21 protein-coding genes are annotated in these 22,387 nt (G+C 53.3%); 13 read left to right on the top strand and 8 right to left on the bottom strand.

The features are described 5' to 3' along the window. The first annotated feature begins 117 nt into the window (after positions 1 to 117). A complete protein-coding gene (gene alr / locus CR46_RS0113695; RefSeq protein WP_030073829.1) occupies positions 118 to 1,218 on the top strand; it encodes an alanine racemase in 1,101 nt (366 codons plus the stop codon). 12 nt (positions 1,219 to 1,230) lie between these two features. Then, entirely contained in the window at positions 1,231 to 2,145 is a 915-nt protein-coding gene (lpxL, locus tag CR46_RS0113690; protein WP_030073828.1) for an LpxL/LpxP family Kdo(2)-lipid IV(A) lauroyl/palmitoleoyl acyltransferase, read from the top strand. Between the two features lie 73 nt (positions 2,146 to 2,218). Here the strand turns inward: lpxL and speD are convergent, their stop codons facing one another. The 4 genes from speD to CR46_RS0113670 form a co-directional block, all read right to left on the bottom strand. Continuing rightward, the gene (gene speD / locus CR46_RS0113685; protein WP_030073826.1) at positions 2,219 to 3,013 is read right to left on the bottom strand and encodes an adenosylmethionine decarboxylase; all 795 of its coding nucleotides are present in this window, start codon (positions 3,011 to 3,013) and stop codon (positions 2,219 to 2,221) included. A gap of 234 nt (positions 3,014 to 3,247) precedes the next feature. Beyond that, complete coding sequence (locus CR46_RS0113680) at positions 3,248 to 3,667, bottom strand: OsmC family protein (RefSeq protein ID WP_030073824.1); 420 nt, start codon at positions 3,665 to 3,667, stop codon at positions 3,248 to 3,250. 82 nt (positions 3,668 to 3,749) lie between these two features. Continuing rightward, positions 3,750 to 4,415: an N-acetylmuramate alpha-1-phosphate uridylyltransferase MurU gene (murU, locus tag CR46_RS0113675; RefSeq protein ID WP_030073823.1), complete on the bottom strand. Its 666-nt coding sequence runs from the start codon at positions 4,413 to 4,415 to the stop codon at positions 3,750 to 3,752. Continuing rightward, the gene (locus CR46_RS0113670) at positions 4,412 to 5,422 is read right to left on the bottom strand and encodes an aminoglycoside phosphotransferase family protein (protein ID WP_030073820.1); all 1,011 of its coding nucleotides are present in this window, start codon (positions 5,420 to 5,422) and stop codon (positions 4,412 to 4,414) included. Before CR46_RS0113670 ends, murU begins: the two co-directional genes overlap by 4 nt. Positions 5,423 to 5,492: 70 nt before the next feature. Between CR46_RS0113670 and CR46_RS0113665 the strand changes: the two genes are divergently transcribed. Genes CR46_RS0113665 through CR46_RS0113635 form a run of 7 tightly spaced genes read left to right on the top strand, consistent with a single transcriptional unit; the run spans position 5,493 to position 13,357 of the window. Then, positions 5,493 to 7,940: an LPS-assembly protein LptD gene (locus CR46_RS0113665; RefSeq protein WP_030073818.1), complete on the top strand. Its 2,448-nt coding sequence runs from the start codon at positions 5,493 to 5,495 to the stop codon at positions 7,938 to 7,940. A gap of 39 nt (positions 7,941 to 7,979) precedes the next feature. Next, on the top strand, positions 7,980 to 9,017 hold the full coding sequence (locus tag CR46_RS0113660; protein ID WP_030073816.1) for a peptidylprolyl isomerase: 1,038 nt from the start codon (positions 7,980 to 7,982) through the stop codon (positions 9,015 to 9,017). 25 nt (positions 9,018 to 9,042) lie between these two features. Next, positions 9,043 to 10,095, top strand: a complete 1,053-nt coding sequence (gene pdxA, locus CR46_RS0113655; RefSeq protein ID WP_030073814.1) for a 4-hydroxythreonine-4-phosphate dehydrogenase PdxA — start codon at positions 9,043 to 9,045, stop codon at positions 10,093 to 10,095. 26 nt (positions 10,096 to 10,121) lie between these two features. Next, on the top strand, positions 10,122 to 10,952 hold the full coding sequence (gene rsmA / locus CR46_RS0113650; protein WP_030073813.1) for a 16S rRNA (adenine(1518)-N(6)/adenine(1519)-N(6))-dimethyltransferase RsmA: 831 nt from the start codon (positions 10,122 to 10,124) through the stop codon (positions 10,950 to 10,952). Further along, on the top strand, positions 10,949 to 11,326 hold the full coding sequence (gene apaG, locus CR46_RS0113645) for a Co2+/Mg2+ efflux protein ApaG (protein ID WP_030073811.1): 378 nt from the start codon (positions 10,949 to 10,951) through the stop codon (positions 11,324 to 11,326). Before rsmA ends, apaG begins: the two co-directional genes overlap by 4 nt. 22 nt (positions 11,327 to 11,348) lie before the next feature. Next, complete coding sequence (locus CR46_RS0113640; protein WP_030073809.1) at positions 11,349 to 12,164, top strand: symmetrical bis(5'-nucleosyl)-tetraphosphatase; 816 nt, start codon at positions 11,349 to 11,351, stop codon at positions 12,162 to 12,164. A 47-nt stretch (positions 12,165 to 12,211) separates the two neighbouring features. After that, positions 12,212 to 13,357 (top strand): tRNA nucleotidyltransferase/poly(A) polymerase-related protein, encoded by a 1,146-nt coding sequence (locus CR46_RS0113635; protein ID WP_030073807.1) that lies wholly within the window; start codon positions 12,212 to 12,214, stop codon positions 13,355 to 13,357. A 20-nt stretch (positions 13,358 to 13,377) separates the two neighbouring features. On the opposite strand, the gene folK is transcribed toward CR46_RS0113635, so the two are convergent. Then, the gene (gene folK, locus CR46_RS0113630; protein WP_030073805.1) at positions 13,378 to 13,923 is read right to left on the bottom strand and encodes a 2-amino-4-hydroxy-6-hydroxymethyldihydropteridine diphosphokinase; all 546 of its coding nucleotides are present in this window, start codon (positions 13,921 to 13,923) and stop codon (positions 13,378 to 13,380) included. After that, a complete protein-coding gene (gene folB / locus CR46_RS0113625; RefSeq protein ID WP_030073800.1) occupies positions 13,920 to 14,276 on the bottom strand; it encodes a dihydroneopterin aldolase in 357 nt (118 codons plus the stop codon). The genes folK and folB overlap by 4 nt, the downstream gene beginning before the upstream one ends. A 105-nt stretch (positions 14,277 to 14,381) precedes the next feature. Between folB and plsY the strand changes: the two genes are divergently transcribed. Continuing rightward, positions 14,382 to 14,951: a glycerol-3-phosphate 1-O-acyltransferase PlsY gene (gene plsY / locus CR46_RS0113620; protein ID WP_030073798.1), complete on the top strand. Its 570-nt coding sequence runs from the start codon at positions 14,382 to 14,384 to the stop codon at positions 14,949 to 14,951. On the opposite strand, the gene tsaD is transcribed toward plsY, so the two are convergent. Beyond that, positions 14,948 to 16,009 (bottom strand): tRNA (adenosine(37)-N6)-threonylcarbamoyltransferase complex transferase subunit TsaD, encoded by a 1,062-nt coding sequence (tsaD, locus tag CR46_RS0113615; protein ID WP_030073796.1) that lies wholly within the window; start codon positions 16,007 to 16,009, stop codon positions 14,948 to 14,950. The genes plsY and tsaD overlap by 4 nt on opposite strands. Positions 16,010 to 16,227: 218 nt before the next feature. Here tsaD and rpsU point away from each other — a divergent pair, with 218 nt between their 5' ends. The 3 genes from rpsU (at position 16,228) to rpoD (ending at position 20,677) form a co-directional block, all read left to right on the top strand. Further along, the gene (gene rpsU, locus CR46_RS0113610) at positions 16,228 to 16,443 is read left to right on the top strand and encodes a 30S ribosomal protein S21 (protein WP_007113641.1); all 216 of its coding nucleotides are present in this window, start codon (positions 16,228 to 16,230) and stop codon (positions 16,441 to 16,443) included. 177 nt (positions 16,444 to 16,620) lie between these two features. Beyond that, a complete protein-coding gene (dnaG, locus tag CR46_RS0113605) occupies positions 16,621 to 18,540 on the top strand; it encodes a DNA primase (RefSeq protein ID WP_030073791.1) in 1,920 nt (639 codons plus the stop codon). Between the two features lie 280 nt (positions 18,541 to 18,820). Continuing rightward, positions 18,821 to 20,677: an RNA polymerase sigma factor RpoD gene (gene rpoD, locus CR46_RS0113600; RefSeq protein ID WP_030073790.1), complete on the top strand. Its 1,857-nt coding sequence runs from the start codon at positions 18,821 to 18,823 to the stop codon at positions 20,675 to 20,677. Positions 20,678 to 20,799: 122 nt separating this feature from the next. Here rpoD and CR46_RS0113595 read toward each other — a convergent pair whose 3' ends face one another. Further along, a complete protein-coding gene (locus CR46_RS0113595; protein WP_030073789.1) occupies positions 20,800 to 22,371 on the bottom strand; it encodes an AbgT family transporter in 1,572 nt (523 codons plus the stop codon). Between the last annotated feature and the right edge of the window lie 16 nt (positions 22,372 to 22,387).

The following is a 22,387-nucleotide window of genomic DNA, read 5'->3' as shown; positions in this document are numbered from 1 at the left end:
CGGTAAGCTATTGCGCCGCACCGACTATAACGCACCGAGTTCATTGCTCGGTGCGTTATTTTTGACGCCCTTTGGTTGATCACCTGTTAACTATTGACTGTGTAAGTGAGAAACGTGATGCGCCCCCTGGTGGCCCATATTGATTTAGACGCACTGCGTCATAACTATCAGCTAGCGTGCCGCTGCGCGCCCCAAAGTCGCTCGGTAGCCGTTATTAAAGCGGATGCTTATGGTCATGGTGCGCTTGAATGCGCGCGCGCCCTAGAAGCCGATGTGCCCGCATTTGCTGTCGCGTGTATAGAAGAAGCGATCAGCCTGCGTAAAGGGGGGATTAAAAAACCCATTGTATTGCTTGAAGGTATTTTTACCGCTGACGAGCTGAAGCTGGTTGATCAATACAGTTTCTGGATCAGCGTCCACAGTGAGTGGCAGGTGGCTGCTTTACTCGCTTTTTCTCCCCAGCAGCCGATTCCCGTATGGATGAAAGTCGATTCTGGTATGCATCGTCTAGGGTTCTCTCTAGAGGAAGCGCCTAACGTTTGGCGGCGGTTAGTGAATGCGCCACAGGTGACAGCGCTACATTTGATGAGCCACTTTGCTACCGCAGATGCCCGTGAGGGAAGTTACTTCAATCGGCAAATGGCAGCTTTAACGAGTTTGGCAAAAGCGCTCGATGCGCCTCTATGCTTGGCCAATTCACCCGCGACACTGGCATGGCCTGTTGCTCATGGTGATTGGAATCGTCCCGGTGTCATGTTGTATGGCAGTGACCCACTAGAAGAAGCCAATGAGCTTACCGGCCAGCTGCGTCCAGTCATGAGTTTACGTTCTGAGATTATTGCACTTCGTGAGCTTGAGGAGGGTGAACCTGTTGGCTACGGAGGTCGCTGGTGCGCGCCACGGCGTTCTAAAATTGCCGTAGTGGCCGCTGGTTATGGCGATGGCTATGATCGTCACGCCATAGATGGCACCCCGGTGTTAGTTAACGGCCAGCGCTGTACAATTGCCGGTAAGGTCTCAATGGATATGCTAACCGTCGATGTTACCGATGTGCCTGGGGCTGACATTGGTAGCGAGGTCGTGCTGTGGGGAGCCGCCAGCAACGGTACTGTATTGCCTATCGATGAAGTCGCACGTTACTGCGATACCATCAGCTATACCCTGTTAACAGGCGTACTGCCAAGAGCGCCGCGGCGCTATTACGGGGCCTTCGCTTAAACGGTTATCAGAATGTCTAAAACCTCTTATCCACAGTCGTTTGCACACCCGCGCTATTGGTCAACCTGGCTGGCGATAGGCGCGATGCATGTCGTTGCCTGGTTACCCTGGCGCTTTAAGTTGTGGGTGGGAAAAATAATCGGTTTGCTTGCATGGCGTTTTATTAAGCGTCGGCGGCATATCACCGAGACAAATATTGCACTTTGCTTTCCTGAAAAAAGTGCTGATGAGCAGCGTCACTTAGTAAAACAAGTGTTTATAGCTAATGGGATGGGGCTGGTAGAAACTGCTACGGGCTGGTGTCGTGATGCGGAGGGATTGCGTCATCGTGTGGCCTATCATGGCCAGGAACACTTAGCCCGAGCAAAAGCGCAGGGTAAAGGTGTGTTGGTGGTGGGAATACATTTCTCAACGCTGGATTTAGGCGGCGCGCTGCACTCGCTATTTTTCTCAGCCGATGCGGTGTATCGACCCCATAACAATCCCCTGTTCGAGCGCTTCATGACCCGCGCCCGTTCGCGCATTTTTGGTCAGGCTATCGACCGCCATGATTTGCGTGGCGTTGTACGCAGGATCAAAGCAGGCCACATTGTGTGGTACTCCCCGGACCAAGATTTTGGCCGTAACGTTAGCGTGTTCGCACCGCTATTTGGTCAGCAAGCAGCCACTATTAAACTGACTGCAAAAATCGCTCGCATGACAGGTGCGCCAGTGGTGCCGCTAATGTTTCACCGTAATCCCGATAATCAGACGTATACCATCACCTGCTTGCCCGCGCTTGATAACTTCCCAAGTGGGGATGAGGTGGCCGATGCCACGCGGGTTAATGAATTTATCGAGCAGGCCATACGCAAACATCCTGAGCAGTACTTATGGTTGCATCGGCGCTTTAAGACCCGCCCGGAAGGCGAGCCAAGCGTTTACTAGCGGCGGATGATTAACAAAAAAAGCCGTTCTGCGAACTCGCAGAACGGCTTTTCATTAGTTTGAAAAAAAGGTGCTAGTCCAGATTTCGAGAGTAGAAAATCTCGAGCATCTCTTTACGCAGCCTGCTTTCAATATCTCGTGCTTCTTCAAACGTAATGTCGCGGCGCGATGTGCCGAACAAGTAGTTATCAAGTTCGAAGTCTTTCAGTAACATTTTGGTGTGGAACATGTTTTCTTGATACACGTTTACATCGATCATCTGATAGGCGTGCTTGGTATCTTCTGCCAAGTAATCCTGAATCGAGGTAATGTCGTGATCAATAAACAGCTTTTTACCATCGACATCACGGGTAAAGCCGCGAACTCGATAATCCATGGTGACAATGTCAGAGTCGAAACTGTGAATTAGGTAGTTCAGCGCTTTCAACGGGCTGATATGGCCACAGGTAGATACGTCAATATCCAATCGAAAGGTGCTAATGCCATTGTCGGGGTGCGACTCAGGATAGCTGTGTACTGTCACGTGGCTTTTATCAAGATGCGCCACAACTGTTTCAGGCAGTGGGCCTGGGCCTGGTTCCGTTTGCTCTGGATTTGCTTCATCCAGCTCGTGTTCAGCAATCAGAATGGTGACACTGGCCCCGTGGGGTTCGTAATCTTGACGAGCAATATTAAGCACATGAGCGCCGATAATATTGGTGACGTCTTTTAAAATCTGCGTCAAACGTTCGGCGTTGTAGAGCTCATCGATATAGTCGATATAAGCCGCACGCTGCTCTTCGGTCTTGGCATAACAGATGTCGTAAATGTTAAAGCTCAACGAGCTAGTCAGGTTATTAAACCCGTGGAGTCGGAGATTATCTGACACGTCCGAACCTCCCTATGGCAGATGAAGACACCCCGACGAGCCAGCGCCGGAACCGATAAAAACTTGTCACCGTGATGCTGGGGTCGCTTTTTGCAAAGCGGCCGTCTGCTACGCAGTAGGGGTAAAAACAAGCGAGCATATTATGCCCGCCAAGCGCATGGTATGCATCCAGCCGTGCTATTTTTTTTAATACATATGTCGTTGATACATGAGAAAGATGACGCTTTGAGTCGCTCAAGCTTCGACAATCTCAAAAGAGTGGGTTATTTCGACGCCGCCTTTTACCAACATGATGGACGCGCTGCAGTACTTTTCTGCAGATAGCTCAACTGCCCGCTGTACTTGCTTCTCTTTTAAGCTACGGCCAGTCACCACAAAATGCACGTGGATGTTGGTAAATACGGCAGGCACATCATCAGCACGTTCGGCGTTAAGCTCTGCAACACAGTCGGTGACATCAGCGCGAGCTTTATCAAGAATATTCAAGACATCAAAGGCAGTACAACTACCCATACCCATCAGTAGCATTTCCATTGGGCGGGGACCGGTATTGCGGCCACCAAGATCAGGTGGGCCGTCGATCACGACACTGTGCCCGCTACCTGATTCCGCAACAAATTGGCGGCCGTCTGTCCATTTTACCCGTGCTTTCACGTTGCTCTCCTCATCTAGGCGACGAAAGGTAAGTTGCGCAGCATAACATTTCTAGCGTTAGGCGCACGGCTCATCGTCTGCGTTACTGCGCTGCTAAAAGATAATGCTCAAGGTCGTTCAGGCGCTCAGGCGTGCCTACGTCCACCCAGTGGCCTGAAAAGTGCTCGCCGCTAACCAGGTTGCTTGTCATCGCATGCTTTAGTAGCGGTGCCAGGGCAAATTCCCCAGGCGGCTGGTCGGCTAAAAGATCTGGATGTAGCAGGCTAATACCCGCGAAGGTAAGACGCGTGTGGCTTGCTGGCGCAACGCGACCATTAATGAGGCCAAAATCACCACTAGGGTGATGAGAAGGGTTATCGACCAGCACTAGATGGGCCAAGTCGTTACCCTGTAGTCGTGATGCTGGTGGCGTGTAATCGCACCAGACATCCCCATTGACCAGTAGAAACGGGGCTTCGCCCAGCAGGGGCAGCGCTTTTTGAATACCGCCGCCGGTTTCTAGAGGGGTCTTTTCAAGGCTCCAGTGAATCCGTAGCTGAAAGGCGCTTCCATCGCCTAGTGCGGCCATGATCTGCTCTGCCCGATAGCTCACGTTGATGACCACCTCGTCAATACCAGCACGCTTTAGCCGTTCGAGGTGATGCACAATAAGTGGCTTACCAGCTACCGGTAGTAGTGGTTTTGGGCAGTGGTCAGTAAGTGGCCGCATTCGCTTGCCAAGGCCTGCGGCTAAAATCATCGCTTTCATAACGTATTTTCCGCTAAACGTTGGGCAATGGCGGGACGCAGTGTGCCGCTTACCCATTCAGCAAACTCGCTGTGCTGGGGGAGCGCGGTTAGGCTATCTTCTAAATGCGCCAAAAAATGCGGCAGACGTGATAAATAGCCTTGTTTTGCATCGCGAAGCGTTAAGCGGCAAAAAATTCCCAGCACTTTTAGCGAGCGTTGAGCGGCCATCGCTTGGCATTGGGTAAGAAATTCATCATTGCTGACATGGCGAGAGAGACGTCCATCTTGACGCGCTTGGCGATAAAAAGCGTCGACGAACTGCATAAACTGCGCCTGAGAAAAACGGCAGTAGCGTCCGCGTAGTAAGGAAATAACGTCGTAACTGATTGGCCCAGCCACCGCGTCTTGAAAGTCAATCATGTAAAGCTGCTGGTCATGCACCATGATATTCATCGCATCGTAATCGCGATGTACGCTGACGACGGGTTGATCGAGCGCTTGCTTAACGAGGTGTCCACGCAGCGCACTCCAGCTGTCTGGCGTTGGTAGCGACAGCCAATTGTTTAAACACCACTCAGGAAAAAGGTCGAGCTCTCGATTCAGCAGCGTCGCATCATAAGGCGGCAGCACTGCAGGGTTGGCGTGGTTTTGTAACTTGGCAATCAAAGCCAGCGCATCGAAATGGCTGTTTTGAATGCGCGCTTCATCAGTGAATAGCGTCTGTAACGGCGTATCTCCAAGGTCATCAAGCAGCAAAAAACCCGCGTCGAGATCGGCGGCGTAAATATGCGGCACGGGCAGTTTTGCCGCGTACCAGCGTTTTCCGATAGCGACGAACGGCGTTGAGTCTTCTTGGGCAGGGGGGGCGTCCATTACTATTTGAGTACTGCCGTTGGGCAGTGTCAGCCGGAAATATCGCCGGAAACTTGCGTCACCGCCCGCTGGAGAAAGGCGGATAGCGGCACTATTTAGGCCATTTTGTTCAGCCGCCCACTGGGTGAGGGCGTCAATCCGAGAAGAGGACATGCAAGCTCCTTGCTGGTCGGGCATCATGCGGGCTGTATAATACCGATTATGGATGCCAAGGATAACGAACATGGGCAAGCGAATCTCGCGTACCGTACCGGTTGCGCACACGCTGTTGGGCAGTTTGCTCGCTGGCGCCTCATTTTCAGTGGTGGCGCAAGGCCAGACGCTACCTGCCGAGGCGCTGGACTGGCAGGCCTGGAGTCAAGACGAAGCACCGTACCAGCTGTGTCGAGGGCGTTATGTGATGCCAGACTACCGCTTGCCAGCGGAAGATAACCCCGAAACGTTGTCGGTTGAGACGCAAGAAGTTGATTACGCGGCAGATGGTGAGGCGTTGTTGCGCGGTGATGTTGTGCTGCGCCGTGGCAATACTGAGCTACAGGCGGCACAGATGTATCTGCCCGCAGACCGTCAGCGAGTCGACGCCGAGGGTAATCTGGCCATACGTGATGGCCAGGCACTGGTGCGTGGCGAACAAGCGACACTAATGCTCAATAACGACCAAGCGTCGTTGCGCAATAGCCACTATGTGCTTTATGCGCAACACTTGAGGGGGCAGGCCAGTCAGTTAGAGCAAACCGGTGATGGGGAGTATCGCCTGCGAAACGCGTCATTCACGACCTGTGATCCAGACACTAATAGCTGGCAGCTCGTTAGCAGCGATATAAAATTAAACCAAGAAGAAGGCTTTGGCACCGCGCGTCACGCACGCCTTGAAGTAAAAGATGTACCGATTTTTTATTGGCCCTGGCTGCGTTTCCCTATTGACGACCGCCGCCATACAGGCCTGCTATCGCCTTCCGTCAGTTTTTCCAATGACGGGTTTGATTATGCTCAGCCCTTTTATTGGAATATAGCGCCGAATCATGATGCTACTATTACGCCGCGTTGGATGTCGGATCGTGGCTTATTGCTCAATGGTGAGTACCGCTACCTGCTTGAAGAGAGCCAAGGAACGGTGGAAGGTGGGTATATCAGTAGCGATGATGGCAGTAACAACGGTGATAACCGCTTTGAGGGCGATGACCGTTGGTATATTGATGCCCAGCACGCAGGTAGCCTGACCCCGCGCAGTAATTATCAATTACGCTATGGTGCCGCAAGCGACGGGCGCTATTTTGATGATTTTGGTGATGAGTTTGGCAATAGTGAACGCGTAAGTATGGAGCGTTTGGCACAGGTAGATTATCGCGGTGAGCGTTGGCAGCTAAATGCACGCGCTCAAGGCTTCCAGCGTTTAGAAGATCCCTTAAGTGACTCCGATAAGCCTTTTTATCGTTTGCCAAGCCTGACAGCCAATTCTGATTGGCAGCTGGGCAGTGGCTTTTATACCCAGTGGCGTTCTAACGCGACTTATTTTTGGCGTGATGTTGATGAGCGTCGCGTGCCTGAGCGTGAAGCTGCCATTGGTACGCGTCTGCATCTTACGCCAGCAATTGGCTGGCGCTTTGAGCAGCCCTGGGGGTACATCGAGCCGCGTACCGAGCTATGGCACACTGCCTATGAGCTAGATTATGGCGATCGTGTCACTGACCGAGGTACGTCTCCCAGTCGCAGTGCGGCGGTCACATCAATCGATAGTGGCCTTGTGTTTGAACGTGAACTGGAACTACGCGGCCGTGATTATCGGCAAACCCTTGAACCGCGTTTGAACTATGCTTACGTGCCGCGCACTAACCAAACGCAGTTACCTGATTTTGATAGCCGTGAACGAGCCTTCTCATGGGCCCAGTTATGGTCGCCTCATCGTTTTTCAGGTGCTGACCGTTTAGGTGACCTGAATCGTGTGTCGTTAGGCGTAGAGTCACGTTTTATTGAAGATGCTTCTGGGCAAGATCGGTTAACCCTTGGTGTCGGGCAAAGCATTTATCTATCTGACCGTCGTATTGATAGCGACGGTGACCCAGATACATTACCTGCTCGTCCGGAAGATAGTGCAAACGTGAATCCGCTGAGCCGTTATCAGGCCACGCGGGACCGCTCTCCAGTGGTAACTCGTCTCGATTGGCAGATTAATGATCGGTGGAGTGCAGGTTATGAGTGGTTATACGACGACCAGCGTGAGCAGACTGAACGCTCTAGCGTTGATGCCCGTTATCGTCATCCCGCTGGTCACGTAGTGAACCTTGGTTACCGTTGGGAGATCGAAGGTTTTGATCCAGGTGTTGTGCCAGGCGATGACGGCTTTAGAGATTACAGTCGAGAAGAGTGGGACCTGTCACTTGCTTGGAAAGCCAGCCCGAGGATTGATTTGATTGGTCGCTACCTGCACGATCAAACCAACGACCGTGCGCTCGAGCAGCTGGCCGGCGTGCAGTGGAATGACTGCTGCTATGGTTTACAGCTGGTCTGGCGTGAATGGGTAGACGATAACGACACCGCCCGTATAGGCGATGACTTTAACGACCGCGGGCTATTTGTACGTTTTGTATTCCGTGGCCTTGGTGGCGTTGGCCAACAGGCTGACGGCTACTTTGAACAAGCCATTCCTGGCTACCGCCCTACGCCCCTGTAACGATGTCGTTAAATGGTGGCTGACTGAAAGAGAATTTTTATGACTACCAGAAAGACCCTGCTGACCTGTGCCTTAAAAAAGCGGGCAAAGCTGCTCTCTGCTGGCGGCATGATGGTGCTCTGCCTTGGAGCAGGTGCTGCACTTGTACCGCTATCGGTTTACGCACAAAATTTTGAATCGACCCAGCGGCAAATGCTGGATAGTGTTGTGGCTGTCGTTAATGATGGCGTCATTATGCGTAGTGAGCTTGATGACCGTATCGCTCAGGTAGAGCAGCAGGCGCAAAGCCAGGGCGGTAACTTACCGCCACGCAGCCAGCTGGCTCAGCAGGTGCTGGAGCGCATGGTGATGGACGAAATTCAGCTTCAGATGGCCCGTGAAGCTAATCTTAGCGTGGATGACACGGAGCTTAACCGCCAGCTGCGTACCATCGCAGAGTCTAACGGCATGACGCTTGACGAATTTGCTGATGCCGTAGAAGCGGACGGCATGACCCTGGCTGACGTGCGAGAAGAAGTCCGCCGAGAAATGCTGATGCGCCAAGTGCAGCAGCGCCAAATTAGTCAGCGTGTCAACGTATCTGATCGTGACGTTGATCGCTTCTTGAGTCAGCAGCCATCTCAGCAAGGACAGGCGTTTATTGAAGAAACGCGTGCCCGCCACGTCTTAGTAGAGCTAACGCCAACGCGCAATGAAAACCAAGCCCGTGCTCGCGCCGAACAAGCTCGACAGCGTTTACAGCAGGGGGCAGGCTTTTCATCCGTGGCCCGCGAGTTTAGTGACGACCGCGGCAGTGCGATGAATGGCGGTGAACTGGGTTGGGTACGCCCCGGCCAAACCGTTCCTGCCTTCGAAGAAGCCATGGGGTCATTGAATACTAATCAGCTGTCTGAGCCAGTGCGTTCCCAGTTTGGCTACCACGTCATTGAAGTGCTAGAGCGTCGCCGTCAAGACGTAACGGAAGAGAGCCGTCGTGAACAGGTTCGCCAAGCCATTTTCCAGCGTCGTGCTAACGAAGAACTGCAGACGTGGCAGCGTGAAATGCGGGAACAGGCGTTCGTTGATATTCGCCTCTAACGAGCAATCACCATGAGCCAACGCAATGAGCAATAGTGCTGCACCGCTGCTAATTACTACCGGCGAACCCGCAGGCATCGGGCCAGAGATTACGCTGATGTTGGCCGCCAATGGCCAATTGAATAACACCGTAGCGATTGGCGACATCCAGTTGCTAAATCAGCGCGCGGCACTGCTCGGGCTTCAGCTCGATGTGGTAGAAGCAGCCCCTGGAAGCGAAGAGGTGTCTTCACCCGGGCGGTTGGTCGTATGGCCCGCCGCACTTCGCGAGCCAGCGCTTCCAGGCGTGCTTAATCCTACCAATGCAGGCTATGTGCTAGAAACGTTGCAAATTGCTGTAGACGCCTGCCAACAGGGCCATGCAGCAGCAATGGTTACTGCGCCGCTTCATAAAGGTGTGATTATTGAAGGTGGCTTCCCCAACTTCACTGGTCATACTGAATGGCTGCGCGATGCGTGTGGGGTTGATGAGGTCGTGATGTTGTTAGCCACTGATCAAGCACTGCACGCCCAGTCCAGCCACTGGCAGGGTAGTGGTGATCTGCGCGTGGCGCTGGTGACTACGCATCTGCCGCTGCGTGAGGTGGCAGACGCGGTTACCTACGATAAAATCATGCAAATTAGCCGTCTGCTCGCGGCTGATCTAAAGCGCCAGTTTGGCATTGTTACTCCTCGCATTGCGGTGTGTGGGCTAAACCCCCATGCGGGTGAAGATGGCCATTTAGGGCACGAAGAGCTCGATGTTATTATTCCCGCGTTAAAGGCGCTGCGTGCTGAAGGCCTAGATGTTCAAGGCCCGTTTCCGGCCGATACGCTTTTTACACCGCGTCATTTGGTGGGTATTGATGCAGTGCTGGCGATGTATCATGACCAAGGGCTAGCGGTGTTAAAATACGCAGGCTTTGGTCAAGCGGCGAATATTACGCTTGGCCTACCGTTGGTACGAACCTCCGTTGACCATGGCACCGCGCTTAGTTTAGCTGGTCGCGGAATTGCCGACCCCAGTAGCTTAGGTGTGGCCCTTGCGCTAGCAAAGCAACTTGCTGCACGGCGCGCCAATGCCTCCATTGCTTTATGAATCAACCCTCCAAGGAACACTGTTAGATGTCTCAAGTGCCTCAGCAGCACCGTGCTCGTAAACGCTTTGGTCAAAACTTTCTGCGTGACCTCGGCATCATTTCGCGTATTGTCCGTGCTATTGGACCTCGCGAAGGCGACCGACTCGTCGAAATTGGCCCAGGACAAGGCGCGCTTACTGCTCCGTTGTTAGAGGCGACAGGAAAGCTTGAAGTCATTGAGCTAGACCGTGACTTGATTCCTGGTTTGAGGGTGCAGTTTTTTAACTACCCTGACTTTGTGATTCATGAGGGTGATGCACTGAAGTTTGATTTCACTGCGCTAAAAGGGGGTGGCCCAGCGCTGCGAGTGGTCGGTAACCTGCCTTACAATATCTCGACACCGCTTATTGTGCATTTATTGACCATGGGTAATGCGATTGCCGATATGCACTTTATGCTGCAAAAAGAGGTCGTTGAGCGCTTGGCCGCTGAGCCAGGCAGCACTGATTGGGGGCGGCTGTCAGTGATGGCGCAGTATTACTGCCATGTTGACCAGCTGTTTATCGTGCCACCAGAAGCCTTCGTTCCTAGGCCGAAAGTTGACTCCGCCATTGTTAGGCTGACGCCTCATAAAAGCTTGCCCCAAACGGCAGATGACCCAGCGCTGCTGTTTGAGCTGGTCAAGTTAGCGTTTGGTCAGCGGCGCAAAACACTACGTAATAACTTAAAAGGTAGAGTGAGCGCAGAAACATTAGAGGCGTTAGGCATTGATCCCGCACGGCGTCCGCAAACCCTGTCGGTTGCTGAGTATGTAACTATCGCTAATCAAGTGGCGGCGGACGAAGCGCTTAGTAACAAAGGGAGTGACGACGCGTGAGTGCTTTAGCCATTGAGGTTAGCATTGCGCCTGAGTACCGTGTGGCAGAGTCAAACGACAGTGAGTCGCGTTTTGTGTTTAGTTATACCGTAACGGTGCATAACCAAAGCCCTCATAGCGTGCAGCTCATGGCGCGCTACTGGAAAATTACCCAAGGTAACGGCGATAGCCAAGAGGTACGTGGCAAAGGGGTGGTGGGCCAGCAACCGTTAATTGGCCCAGGACAGCGTTTTCGCTACACCAGTCGAGCTATTCTGCAAACGCCGGTAGGTGTTATGGAAGGTGCTTATACGTTGCTCAATACCTATACCCAACGGGCCTTTGATGTGCCCATTGCACCTTTTAGGCTAGCGGTGCCGCGTCAGCTTCATTGACCATTCTCTAAAAGGGGTAGCCATGAGCACTTATGTCATTGGTGATCTGCACGGCTGTCATGCTGAGTTTGTCAGCTTGCTAGATCAGCTTGGCTTTAATCCTGCAAACGACACACTCTGGCTGGTTGGCGACTTAGTCAATCGCGGTCCTGGGTCGCTTGCCTGTTTGAAGGAAGTGCAGGCGTTAGACGGTGCTGCCCGCTGCGTGCTGGGTAATCACGATTTTCATCTGTTGGTGGTGGCACGCGGTGGCGGAAAACTGAAAAAAAACGACACCCTCAGCGATATTCTTGCAGCACCGCAGCGCGAACAGGTGCTGGACTGGCTGCAAAGCCAACCATTGGCAATTTATGAAAATAATACACTGATGACCCATGCGGGCGTGTTGCCCACGTGGCGCGCAGAGCAGGCGATATCGTTTAGCCAAGAAGTTCAGGCGGCTTTGCTCAGTGAGCGTCCAGGCGAGTTTTTAACGCAACTATTTGGTAATCAGCCTGACCAGTTCCGTGACGACCTGGAAGGGATGGATCGTATGCGCTGTCTCGTTAATGTTTTTACCCGTATGCGCTTTATCAATAGCGACGGCAAGCTGGACTTTGCTGCTAAGGAAGGCTTGGAAAGTGCTCCCGACGGATTTGCTCCCTGGTTTCAGTACCCAAGGGCGGATACGCTACAGCTGCTGTTCGGACACTGGGCCGCGTTAGAGGGCCGTACCCCGAATGCCGCGATTCATGTTGAGGCGCTGGACACGGGTTGCGTGTGGGGTGGGTCGTTAACCGCTCTCAATCTGGAGTCGGGTGAGCGCATCAGCGTACCTAGCCGTCGGCCTAGACATTAAAATACGAGACATTAAAACACGAGACATTGAAAAAAAGGGCGATAGCCGTGTTTCAGGTGGATGCGAAAACCAAAGGGCTTGACGTTTATCGTGTTGGCGGGGCAGTGCGCGATGCGCTGTTAGGCTGGCCGGTAGTTGATAATGATTGGGTCGTCGTCGGTGCCACGCCAGACGTTATGCAGCAGCGGGGTTTTAAACCAGTGGGGCGCGATTTTCCGGTCTTTCTGCATCCTGATACCGCCGAAGAGTATGCGCTCGCACGAACTGAAAGAAAGTCTGGCCACGGTTATGGCGGCTTTGAAGTACACGCAAGCCCTGATGTAACCCTGGAAGAAGACCTTTCAAGACGTGATTTAACCATCAACGCAATTGCGCAGCGCTTTGATGGCGAGTTGACCGATCCCTTTAACGGTCAGCGGGATATTGAGCAGCGCCTGTTGCGCCACGTGTCCCCAGCGTTTAGTGAAGACCCCTTACGGGTATTGCGCACGGCACGCTTTCTTGCCCGTTACGCACACTTAGGATTTACCATTGCGCCTGAAACCCTAGCGCTAATGCGAGAGGTGAGCCGTAGTGGAGAGCTTATCCACCTTGCTGCTGAGCGAGTGTGGGTGGAAACTGAAAAAGCGCTGGGCGAACCTACCCCCGATTGTTATTTCATTGCTCTGAACGATTGCGAGGCGCTGGTAGCTTGGTGGCCAGAGCTGGCGGATGAGGTGGTACTGAAAAGTGCGCTTGAAGCAATGGCGCTGGATGCAGCCGAGCAAGTGGCAATCGACAGCTCTCTTCCGCTAGCTCACTGGCGCTACGCGTTGATGGTATCGGTATTGAGTGATTCACAGCGTGATGAGCTGGCGGTAAGGTTGCGGCTACCCAATGCGGTGACACAACTTGCCCGCCATGTAGCGCTTAGTATGCATGTATTGTCCGAGCCATTAAGCGACGAACGCGTTCTGCATTGGCTAGAGCGTTTGGATGGCTGGCGTAAGCCCACGCAGGTTAATGCGCAGTTACAGCTCATCAAGCGTTTAGCTAAAGAGGCGGTTGAACCGCTGAGCCGAGCGTGGCATGCCGCACAAAGCGTAGACCCACAAGCACTATTGCAAGAGGGTTATCGCGGAGCAGCCTTAGGTCAGGCGCTACGTGCACGCCGACAGCAGGTAGTGGCGAACGCGATTTTGGAGATGCGCTAAGCGTTAACTGTGAACTCTGGTTAGCGAACAGATGCCTTCTTTGGCGCGGGGTCTGCCTGGGAAACCCAGCGGCCACGCCATTGAAAATCGATGGCCCATAAGCGTTGGCTGCCCATATCGAAGCGTTGCCACAATGTAGCGTAAGGTAGGCCACAGAGGGGGTGACGTTGATTGGGTAGCAGTTCGGCTAAGGGCTGTAGGACGAAGGCGTTGTGCGTGATCTCTTCTCGGGGTAGGGTGACATTGTCAATGGTGGCGCACACATATCCCACCGTAAGTAGGTCAATATCTAATGCCCGTGAGCTGCACTTAACCATGTCGGGAGTACGACCATGGGCGATTTCAAGCTGTTTAGACCACGCCTGAAGTTCACCCACCGTCCAGTCGCTATCAAACGCAACTACAAGGTTATAAAAGTTGCGATTATCATTAAAACCCACCGGCTCGCTTTCAAAAACACGCGATATTTGCAGGGTGCCAAAGGTATCTTCAAGCGCGTCTAGGCACAGGCGAATATGAGTGTCAGGATCGATATTGCTGCCTAAACTGAGAGTAACCAAGCTCATGGAAGCGTGCCACGGGTAATTTCAAGACCCACGCTAGCGGCTTGTGGAACTGCCCCTGGTTTGCGTACGGTAAGGCGCAGCCAGGTAATGGAGAACTCCTGCTGTAAGCACTCAGCCAGGCGTTCTGCAAAGGTCTCGACGAGAGCAAATTGGTGCTCGTCAGCAAAGCGCTGGATTCGCTGGCAAATGGCTGCATAATCAAGCGTTAAGCTCAAGTCATCTGTAGCGGCAGCGGGACGTATGTCCGTTGCGAGCGATAAGTCCAAGCTTAAAGACTGAACAATGGTGCGCTCCCAGTCGTACACACCGATGACGGTATCTACTGCCAGCGCTTCGATCAAAATGCGATCCACAGGTTTTCCCCTAGCGTCAACAAGCGGGCGATTGTACTTGAGGATAGCGCGAAACGACAGCTGAGTACGGTCTAACGCTGGGTAGGAGCCAAGGTGGTGAGCGGAATGATATGGATCGTGGTGGGCTACTTAAGCGGAAGCTGGTTAGCGGCGCTGAGCGTATGTCGGTTGGCAGGCGTGCCTGATCCGCGCTATCAAGGTTCATGTAACCCTGGGTTTTCGAACGTGCTGCGCCTTTACGGGCCGCGCTTAGCAGTCACCACGCTATTGCTAGATGCATTAAAAGGGGCGCCTGCAGTGCTGACAGCCAAATGGCTGGGGCTACCTGTTTGGCTACAGGGGGCAGTAGGATTAGCCGTTCTCCTGGGTCATAGCTATCCCCTTTGGCATAGGTTTCGCGGTGGTAAGTCGGTTGCCAGTGCGTTTGGCGTGCTACTGATCTTGGTGCCCAGCGTGGCGCTGCTTAGTGCCATATGCTGGATGCTGCTTGCTTGGCGGCTGCGAATGGCTGCGGCAGCATCGCTTATTAGTGCATTTGTTGCGCCGCTGGCCTGCGTCTGGCTAGCACCCGACTACGTTATGGTTGTGAGTGGTTTCAGCCTATTGGTGCTCGCGCGGCATGGATTGAATATTCGCCGCCTGCGTCGAGGAGAAGAGCCGCATTTACGCGGCTAGTAGGGGACGCTATAGAGGTTAGGTGGGCTTAAGGTGTCCAGCGGCCAACGCGGCGTCGCCTTCATAACGCCGTTATCATCATGCTCTCCCGCCGCTAGGCGTTGGGCGCCGACATAAGCGATCATTGCGCCGTTGTCGGTGCAAAAGCGCCCGCGAGGGTAATAAGACCGCGCGTTACGTTTCTCTGTTTCGACCGCTAGGCGCTCACGCAGGCGTTGGTTAGCACTGACGCCACCTGCGACCACCAAGCGCTTTAAACCGGTTTGGTCTAATGCGCGTCGGCATTTGATAACCAGGGTGTCCACGACAGCTTCTTCAAAGGCTCTCGCCACGTCGGCTTTGGCTTGGGTGTCTAGTTCTCCAGCTGCTTCCAATTGGCGAATAGCGGTCAGCGTATGAGTTTTTAAGCCGGAAAAACTGAAGTCTAGGCCAGGGCGGTCGGTCATTGGTCGTGGAAAGCGGAAACGTTTTGGGTCGCCTTGCTCAGCAAGTTTAGCCACGTGAGGGCCGCCGGGGTAGGCAAGCCCAAGCATTTTGGCTGCTTTGTCGAAGGCTTCACCCGCTGCATCATCAACCGATTCGCCGAGTAGCTGATAGTGCCCAAGCGCCTGCACTTCGACAAGCTGAGTATGCCCGCCAGAGACAAGCAAGGCGACAAAGGGGAAGTCAGGAGCGTCATCTTCCAGCATAGGGGCTAACAGGTGGCCTTCCATGTGGTGTACGCCAAGTACCGGGATGTCCAGGGCGCGTGCCATGCCGTGCGCTGTGCTGGCGCCAACCATTAGTGCGCCCACTAACCCCGGGCCTGCGGTGTAGGCAATGCCGTCTAGATCGTTACGCGTCAGCTTTGCGTCGTGCAATACTTGCTCAATCAGCGGTAACAGCTTGCGCGTATGGTCGCGAGAGGCAAGTTCAGGCACCACGCCACCATACTCGGCATGCATGGCAATTTGACTATATAGCGCGTCGGCAAGCAGGCCGCTGCCTCCAGTGTGCGAAGTATCATAAATCGCGACGCCCGTTTCATCGCAAGATGTTTCAATGCCCAGTACGCGCATAGCTGAAGAACTCGTTGTCAGTTGAAAATCGTAGGTAAAAACAGTGCTGGAAACCAGGACACTAGTTTAGCATTCTCATGCTTGAAGCGCGTAAGCATTTGCAAAGATCATCAACCACGACTAGACTACTGTGCGCTGTAAAACTGGGTCGTATACTGTGTCTTTATCAGTGTACGAACTATCCGAACTCAAGACTCCTTAAGGTAGGTGAGTGCTTAATGCCTTCTGTAAAAGTACGTGATAACGAGCCGTTTGACGTCGCCCTGCGTCGCTTCAAGCGTTCTTGCGAAAAAGCCGGTGTTCTTTCTGAAGTACGCCGCCGCGAGCACTATGAGAAGCCGACTGCTGAGCGTAAGCGCAAAGCGGCAGCTGCCGTAAAACGCCACGCCAAGAAGATTCAGCGTGAGCAAAAGCGTTTCGAACGGCTCTATTGATCCGTACCCGAGGGGGCCGGAGCAGTTAGCTGGTCGTCTCAAGAGGGATGTCAAGCGGCCGCCACTAGGTGGCCGTTTGTTTTTGTTTTGATTCATCGCTGTTTATGGTGATCTGGCAACATGCCTGATGACCTTAGGCAAGTGATCTAGCGCTTTGCGCGAGGATGCCCGCAGTTCATGGCAGGCCAAATTCCACAACGTTTCATTGATGACCTTTTAGGCCGTGTAGATGTGGTCGAGGTGGTTGGTGAGCGTGTGCAGCTTAAAAAGGCCGGGCGTAACTATTCTGGGCTATGTCCTTTCCATCAAGAGAAAACTCCGTCATTTACGGTCAGCGCTGATAAACAGTTTTATCACTGCTTTGGGTGTGGTGCCCACGGTAATGCGCTACGCTTTCTAATGGAATACGACAAACTACCCTTTCCCGATGCGGTTGGGCAGTTGGCTAGCCGTTTAGGGTTAGAGGTTCCTCGTGAGGGTGCCGATGATCCGCGCGCTCAGCAGCGCGAAAAAAAGCGCAAAGAGGGCGTTAACCTTCTTGAACTTGCTGCCAGTTTTTACCGAGAACGGCTAAAAATGCAGGAGGGGCAGGGAGCGCAGCGCTATCTGCAAGGCCGTGGGTTATCGCAGGACGTCGTTAGTACCTATGGTATTGGTTATGCGCCCGGTGGATGGGAGGCCCTAAAACAGCACTTGAGCGCACGGGGTATTGGTGAGCCTGTCCAAGTAGAGTATGGCTTGCTTATTCACCGTGAAGACACAGGGCGGACGTATGACCGCTTTCGTGATCGTGTGATGTTTCCCATTCGGGACTTAAGGGGGCGAACCATTGCGTTTGGCGGTCGGGTAATGGGCGATGACCAGCCCAAATACCTGAACTCGCCAGAAACGCCTGTCTTTCACAAGGGGCGTGAGCTATATGGGCTGTATGAGGCGCGCCAAGCCTCAAGCAAGCTTGAACAGCTTGTTATTGTGGAAGGCTATATGGATGTCGTCGCGCTAGCGCAGTTCGGCATCAATAACGCAGTTGCTACCCTGGGTACGGCAACGACAGAAGACCACCTAAGCCGACTATTTCGTTTGGTCAGCCGTGTGGTGTTTTGCTTTGACGGCGACCGTGCAGGACGCCAAGCCGCCAGCCGTGCCTTAGAAACAGCATTGCCGCAGATGATTGACGGTCGTGAAGCGCGCTTCCTGTTTCTGCCAGAAGGTGATGACCCGGATACGTTGGTGCGTCGTGAAGGTAGTGAGGCGTTCCAAAATCGCGTTACCTGCGCGATGCCGCTGTCTGAGTTTCTCTTTGAGCAGGCAGCGCAGGGGCGTGACTTGAATACCGTGGAGGGGCGAGAGCGGTTTGCAAGTCAGGTGCTTGAGGCATTGAACAAAGTGCCTGAAGGAATGCTCAAATCGTTACTGTTAGAGGCATTAGCTAAGCGCAGTGGATTGGCGCAATCGCAGCTAAAAAACCTGCTTGATAAGCGTGCGGCTGTCAGTGCACAAAAAGAGGCGCAGAAGGCGTCTTCGCAGGAGGCCGTGTACTGGGAGCAGGTCGAGTCGCCTGACATGATGCCATTTGAGCATCATGAGGGACCGTTGGTCAGCGCCAAACCTAAACCTTCAGGCTCCAGTAAGAAAAAGTCACCACAAAGGCAGGCACTGCAGCATCGCCCGCAAGTGCTTTCGACCGTGGCACGGATTGTACAGCTACTGTTGAATGAGCCTAGCTTAGTGGCAGCACTACCGGATTCCTTGGACTGGTTGCCAGAGAGTGAAGAAACACCGCTATGTCGCGACTTGATTGAGTTGCTACGTGCCGGGCGTTATCGCAGCCCGCAGGTGGTGTTGGCACATTTTCAGGGTAGCTATGAAGGGCAGGTATTAGCTGAGTTGGCGTCACGAGAGCTGCTGATTCCCAAGGGAACTCGAGAAGCCGAACTGACAGGATTGGTTGAGCATTTAGTGGAAGTTCAGCGCAAGCGCTCACCACAGGAAGAGTACCAAGCGTTGCTGGATTTAGAGCGTTCTGGGCAAAAGCTAGATAAAGCGCAGCGGCAACGTTTGGCAAGCTTGGTAATGGAACTTGTTAAACGACATTAAGCAGGGACTAAGGCGTTTGTCTCTGCATGATCAGAGCTAATGACCAGGGCTAATGATCAGAGTTTTAGGCGCTAGGGTTGAATTTCCCTAACGTTGGCACCACATAAAGGGTCAGTCGCCAGGCGCTGACCTAACCGAACAACCTAACACACCTGAATGACCGCGCAAATACGTTTCGCTGGAAAAATTCCTGCTATTTACGCTATACTGTTCGGCTTGTTGAGTTTAATCGATTCAGCGCCCCAGGTGTTTCATTCTTCTTCGTCGAGATAGGGTTTCTATGGCTGGAAATGCGCAGCAGCAGTCACGTCTGAAGGAGTTGATCGCGCGCGGCAAGGAACAGGGCTACCTGACCTATGCCGAGGTCAACGACCATCTACCCGAGGATATCGCCGACCCGGATCAAGTGGAAGACATCATTGGCATGATTAACGACATGGGTATCAGTGTCGTTGAAGAAGCGCCAGATGAAGACACTTTGATGATGTCGGATCACTCCACGGACGAGTCCGCTGCGGAAGAGGCCGTCGCGGCACTCGCCGCCGTGGAAAGCGACGTAGGTCGCACTACCGACCCTGTGCGTATGTATATGCGCGAAATGGGCACGGTTGAACTTCTAACCCGCGAAGGTGAGATCGAAATCGCCAAGCGGATAGAAGAAGGCACACGGGAAGTGATGTCGGCGCTGGCCTATTTGCCTGGCGCGGTTGCCTCTATCCTGGATGCTTATGATGCCACACAGGACGAAGAAGCGCCTGGCCGCTTATCTGACCTGTTCTCTGGTTTTATCGACCCGGACGAAGGAATTCCAGGCGTTGCAGAAGCCGAAGTGCCTGAGCCCGAAGTGGAAACCGAGCTGAGCGATGATGATGATCTCGACAGCGACGGTGACGACGAGGACGAGGACAGCACTGCCAGCGAAGGTGGACCTGATCCGGAAGAAGCGAAAGCTCGCTTCGAGCAAATCCGTGAACAGAACGCCGCTGTCGAAGCTGCGCTCGCGAAATACGGTCGTGGCAGTGCTGAGCTTAAAAATGAGCAAGCGCGCTTAGCCGAGCTATTTTCGCCTATTAAGCTGGTGCCGAAGCATTTTGAGCGACTCGTCGGTCAGGTACGTATTAGCGTTGAGCAGGTGCGTGCCCAAGAAAAAGCGGTCATGCAGCTGTGCGTGAAGAAAGCTAAAGTACCACGTAAGACGTTCATTAAGTCGTTCCCTGGGTACGAGTCTAATCCAAAATGGTTGGACACCTTCCAGGAGGCGCAGCCCAAGTATGCTGACCGCCTTGAGCCACTGCGCGCCGATATTGCTCGCTCACAGCGCAAAATTGCCTTTGAAGAGGACATGGTGCAGCTCACCGTGGCCGACCTCAAAGAAGTTAACCGCAAGCTCTCTATCGGCGAGGCGAAAGCGCGTCGTGCCAAGAAAGAGATGGTTGAGGCTAACCTGCGTTTGGTAATTTCGATTGCTAAGAAATATACCAACCGTGGCCTGCAGTTCTTGGATCTGATTCAGGAAGGCAACATTGGCCTAATGAAAGCGGTGGATAAGTTCGAATATCGCCGTGGTTACAAGTTTTCGACCTATGCCACGTGGTGGATTCGTCAGGCGATTACGCGCTCTATCGCTGACCAGGCGCGTACCATCCGGATTCCGGTACACATGATTGAGACGATCAATAAGCTCAATCGCGTTTCTCGCCAGATGCTGCAGGAAATGGGCCGCGAGCCAACGCCGGAAGAGTTGGGCGAACGTCTGGAAATGCCGGAAGACAAAGTGCGCAAGGTGTTGAAAATTGCCAAAGAGCCGATCTCTATGGAGACGCCGATTGGTGACGACGATGATTCACACCTAGGTGACTTTATCGAAGACGGCACGATGTTGCTGCCGATTGATATGGCGACTGGCGAAGGCTTGATCGAAGCGACGCGTAACGTCCTTGGTGGCTTAACCGCTCGTGAAGCGAAAGTGCTTCGCATGCGTTTCGGTATTGATATGAATACCGACCACACGTTAGAAGAAGTGGGTAAGCAGTTTGACGTAACCCGCGAGCGGATTCGTCAGATCGAAGCGAAGGCGCTGCGCAAGCTACGTCATCCAAGTCGTTCTGAACCGCTGCGCTCGTTCCTCGACGAGTAGGTAGACCCGAGTAGGTAGACCAGAGGCACAAGCTTAGCCGCCTTTGGGTTTGCTGATAAGAAACCCGCCGTTCATAGAACGGCGGGTTTTTTGCGTTATGCTGCGTTATACGATGAAAATGCTTATAGCGTGTAATGCGTGGCTGACCCCGGACCAACAGGCAAGCCAAAAACGAATACCCAAATAAAGAACAGCAGGCTCCAGCCAATCAGCATAAATAGCGTGTAAGGCAGCATAAGTGCTACCAGCGTACCAATGCCCATATCTTTCCGATAGCGGGTTGCTACCGCCAGAATCAAACCAAAGTAACTCATCATTGGCGTAATCAGGTTGGTCACGGAGTCGCCGATCCGGTAAGCCGCCTGAATCACTTCAGGGGCATAGCCCATCAGCATTAGCATCGGTACAAAGATAGGAGCCGTTACTGCCCACTGAGCAGAGGCGCTGCCTAGGGATAGGTTGACGAACGCACACATAATAATAAACAGCGCGAATAGGCCTGGCCCACGTAGACCCAGGGACTGCAGCAGATCAGCGCCAGCAACGGCCGTCACGGTGCCAAAGTTGCTCCAGTTAAACAACGCCACAAACTGCGCCGCAAAAAAGACCAACACGATATACAGGCCAAGACTGCTCATGCTTTTTGCCATGGCGTCGACAATATCGCGATCGTTTTGCATGGTGCCTGCCAAGCGGCCATAAACAAACCCCAATACAGTGAACGACACCGCGACAATCACTACAATGCCACGCAAAAAGGGCGAGCCGCTAATCAACCCTGTGTCGGGGTTACGCAATATGCCGTTTTCAGGTACGACCATGACAGCGATTAGAGCGACTAACGCTAGTGTTGCAAGCCCTGTCCCTTTTAAGGCGCGCTTTTCTGATGTTGATAGTCCTTCCATGCGCTGGTTTTCAATATCGCTATCAGCGTAGGCAGAATCGAACTTACCAAGCTTGGGTTCTACAATGCGCTCGGTAACAAAGCCACCAATAAGCGTGACAAAGAACGTGCTGGCGAACATAAAGAACCAGTTTGCCTCGGCGCCTACAATGTAAGTAGGGTCGAGAAGGCGCGCTGCTTCCTGAGTAATGCCTGACAGTAATGGGTCAACGGTACCAATCAGTAGGTTAGCGCTGTAGCCTCCAGAAACGCCGCAGAACGCAGCAGCAAGGCCCGCTAATGGGTGCCGCCCTAATGAGTGGAAGATCATGGCCGCTAAAGGAATCAACACCACATAGCCAAGCTCAGCTGCCATGTTCGACATGATGCCAGCAAACACTACGGCATAGGTGACAATGCGCGGCGAGCGGTTAAGTACTAGCGCGCGCATGCTGGCAGAAAGCAGGCCGGAGTGTTCTGCAACGCCGACCCCCAGCATGGCCACCAATACCGTGCCCAGCGGCGCGAAGCTAGTGAAGTTGGTTACCATCTCTGTGACTAAACGGCGCAGGCCTTCTGCATTAAGCAGTGAATTAACCGCTATCCATTCACCCTCGTTAGCAGGGCGAGGGTCGGCAACAGATACCCCTAACGCACCGGCGATGCCGCTGGCGACTACTACCAGCACGCATAAGATAGCGAATAGGGTAACAGGATGTGGAAGCAGGTTGCCCAGCCACTCAACGCTATCAAGAAAGCGAGTAAACGCACCTCGCTTTAGGTTTTCTTCGCGATTTTGTGAGTTTGTCATAAGGTTTGTGTCGTCA

Origin of the sequence: Vreelandella neptunia, assembly GCF_000712975.1 — a bacterium.
Classification (GTDB): Bacteria; Pseudomonadota; Gammaproteobacteria; order Pseudomonadales; family Halomonadaceae; genus Vreelandella; species Vreelandella qaidamensis.
The sequence above is the reverse complement of the archived record's forward strand: the minus strand, read 5'-3'. Positions and strand labels throughout refer to the sequence as shown.

Excerpts from the sequence above, each read along its gene's own strand:
- alr (WP_030073829.1), top strand. The coding sequence starts at position 118 with ATGCGCCCCCTGGTGGCCCATATTGATTTAGACGCACTGCGTCATAAC.
- lpxL (WP_030073828.1), top strand. The coding sequence starts at position 1,231 with ATGTCTAAAACCTCTTATCCACAGTCGTTTGCACACCCGCGCTATTGG.
- murU (WP_030073823.1), bottom strand. The coding sequence starts at position 4,415 with ATGAAAGCGATGATTTTAGCCGCAGGCCTTGGCAAGCGAATGCGGCCA.
- CR46_RS0113670 (WP_030073820.1), bottom strand. The coding sequence starts at position 5,422 with ATGTCCTCTTCTCGGATTGACGCCCTCACCCAGTGGGCGGCTGAACAA.
- CR46_RS0113665 (WP_030073818.1), top strand. The coding sequence starts at position 5,493 with ATGGGCAAGCGAATCTCGCGTACCGTACCGGTTGCGCACACGCTGTTG.
- CR46_RS0113660 (WP_030073816.1), top strand. The coding sequence starts at position 7,980 with ATGACTACCAGAAAGACCCTGCTGACCTGTGCCTTAAAAAAGCGGGCA.
- pdxA (WP_030073814.1), top strand. The coding sequence starts at position 9,043 with ATGAGCAATAGTGCTGCACCGCTGCTAATTACTACCGGCGAACCCGCA.
- rsmA (WP_030073813.1), top strand. The coding sequence starts at position 10,122 with ATGTCTCAAGTGCCTCAGCAGCACCGTGCTCGTAAACGCTTTGGTCAA.
- CR46_RS0113640 (WP_030073809.1), top strand. The coding sequence starts at position 11,349 with ATGAGCACTTATGTCATTGGTGATCTGCACGGCTGTCATGCTGAGTTT.
- folK (WP_030073805.1), bottom strand. The coding sequence starts at position 13,923 with ATGAGCTTGGTTACTCTCAGTTTAGGCAGCAATATCGATCCTGACACT.
- plsY (WP_030073798.1), top strand. The coding sequence starts at position 14,382 with ATGATATGGATCGTGGTGGGCTACTTAAGCGGAAGCTGGTTAGCGGCG.
- tsaD (WP_030073796.1), bottom strand. The coding sequence starts at position 16,009 with ATGCGCGTACTGGGCATTGAAACATCTTGCGATGAAACGGGCGTCGCG.
- rpsU (WP_007113641.1), top strand. The coding sequence starts at position 16,228 with ATGCCTTCTGTAAAAGTACGTGATAACGAGCCGTTTGACGTCGCCCTG.
- dnaG (WP_030073791.1), top strand. The coding sequence starts at position 16,621 with ATGGCAGGCCAAATTCCACAACGTTTCATTGATGACCTTTTAGGCCGT.
- rpoD (WP_030073790.1), top strand. The coding sequence starts at position 18,821 with ATGGCTGGAAATGCGCAGCAGCAGTCACGTCTGAAGGAGTTGATCGCG.
- CR46_RS0113595 (WP_030073789.1), bottom strand. The coding sequence starts at position 22,371 with ATGACAAACTCACAAAATCGCGAAGAAAACCTAAAGCGAGGTGCGTTT.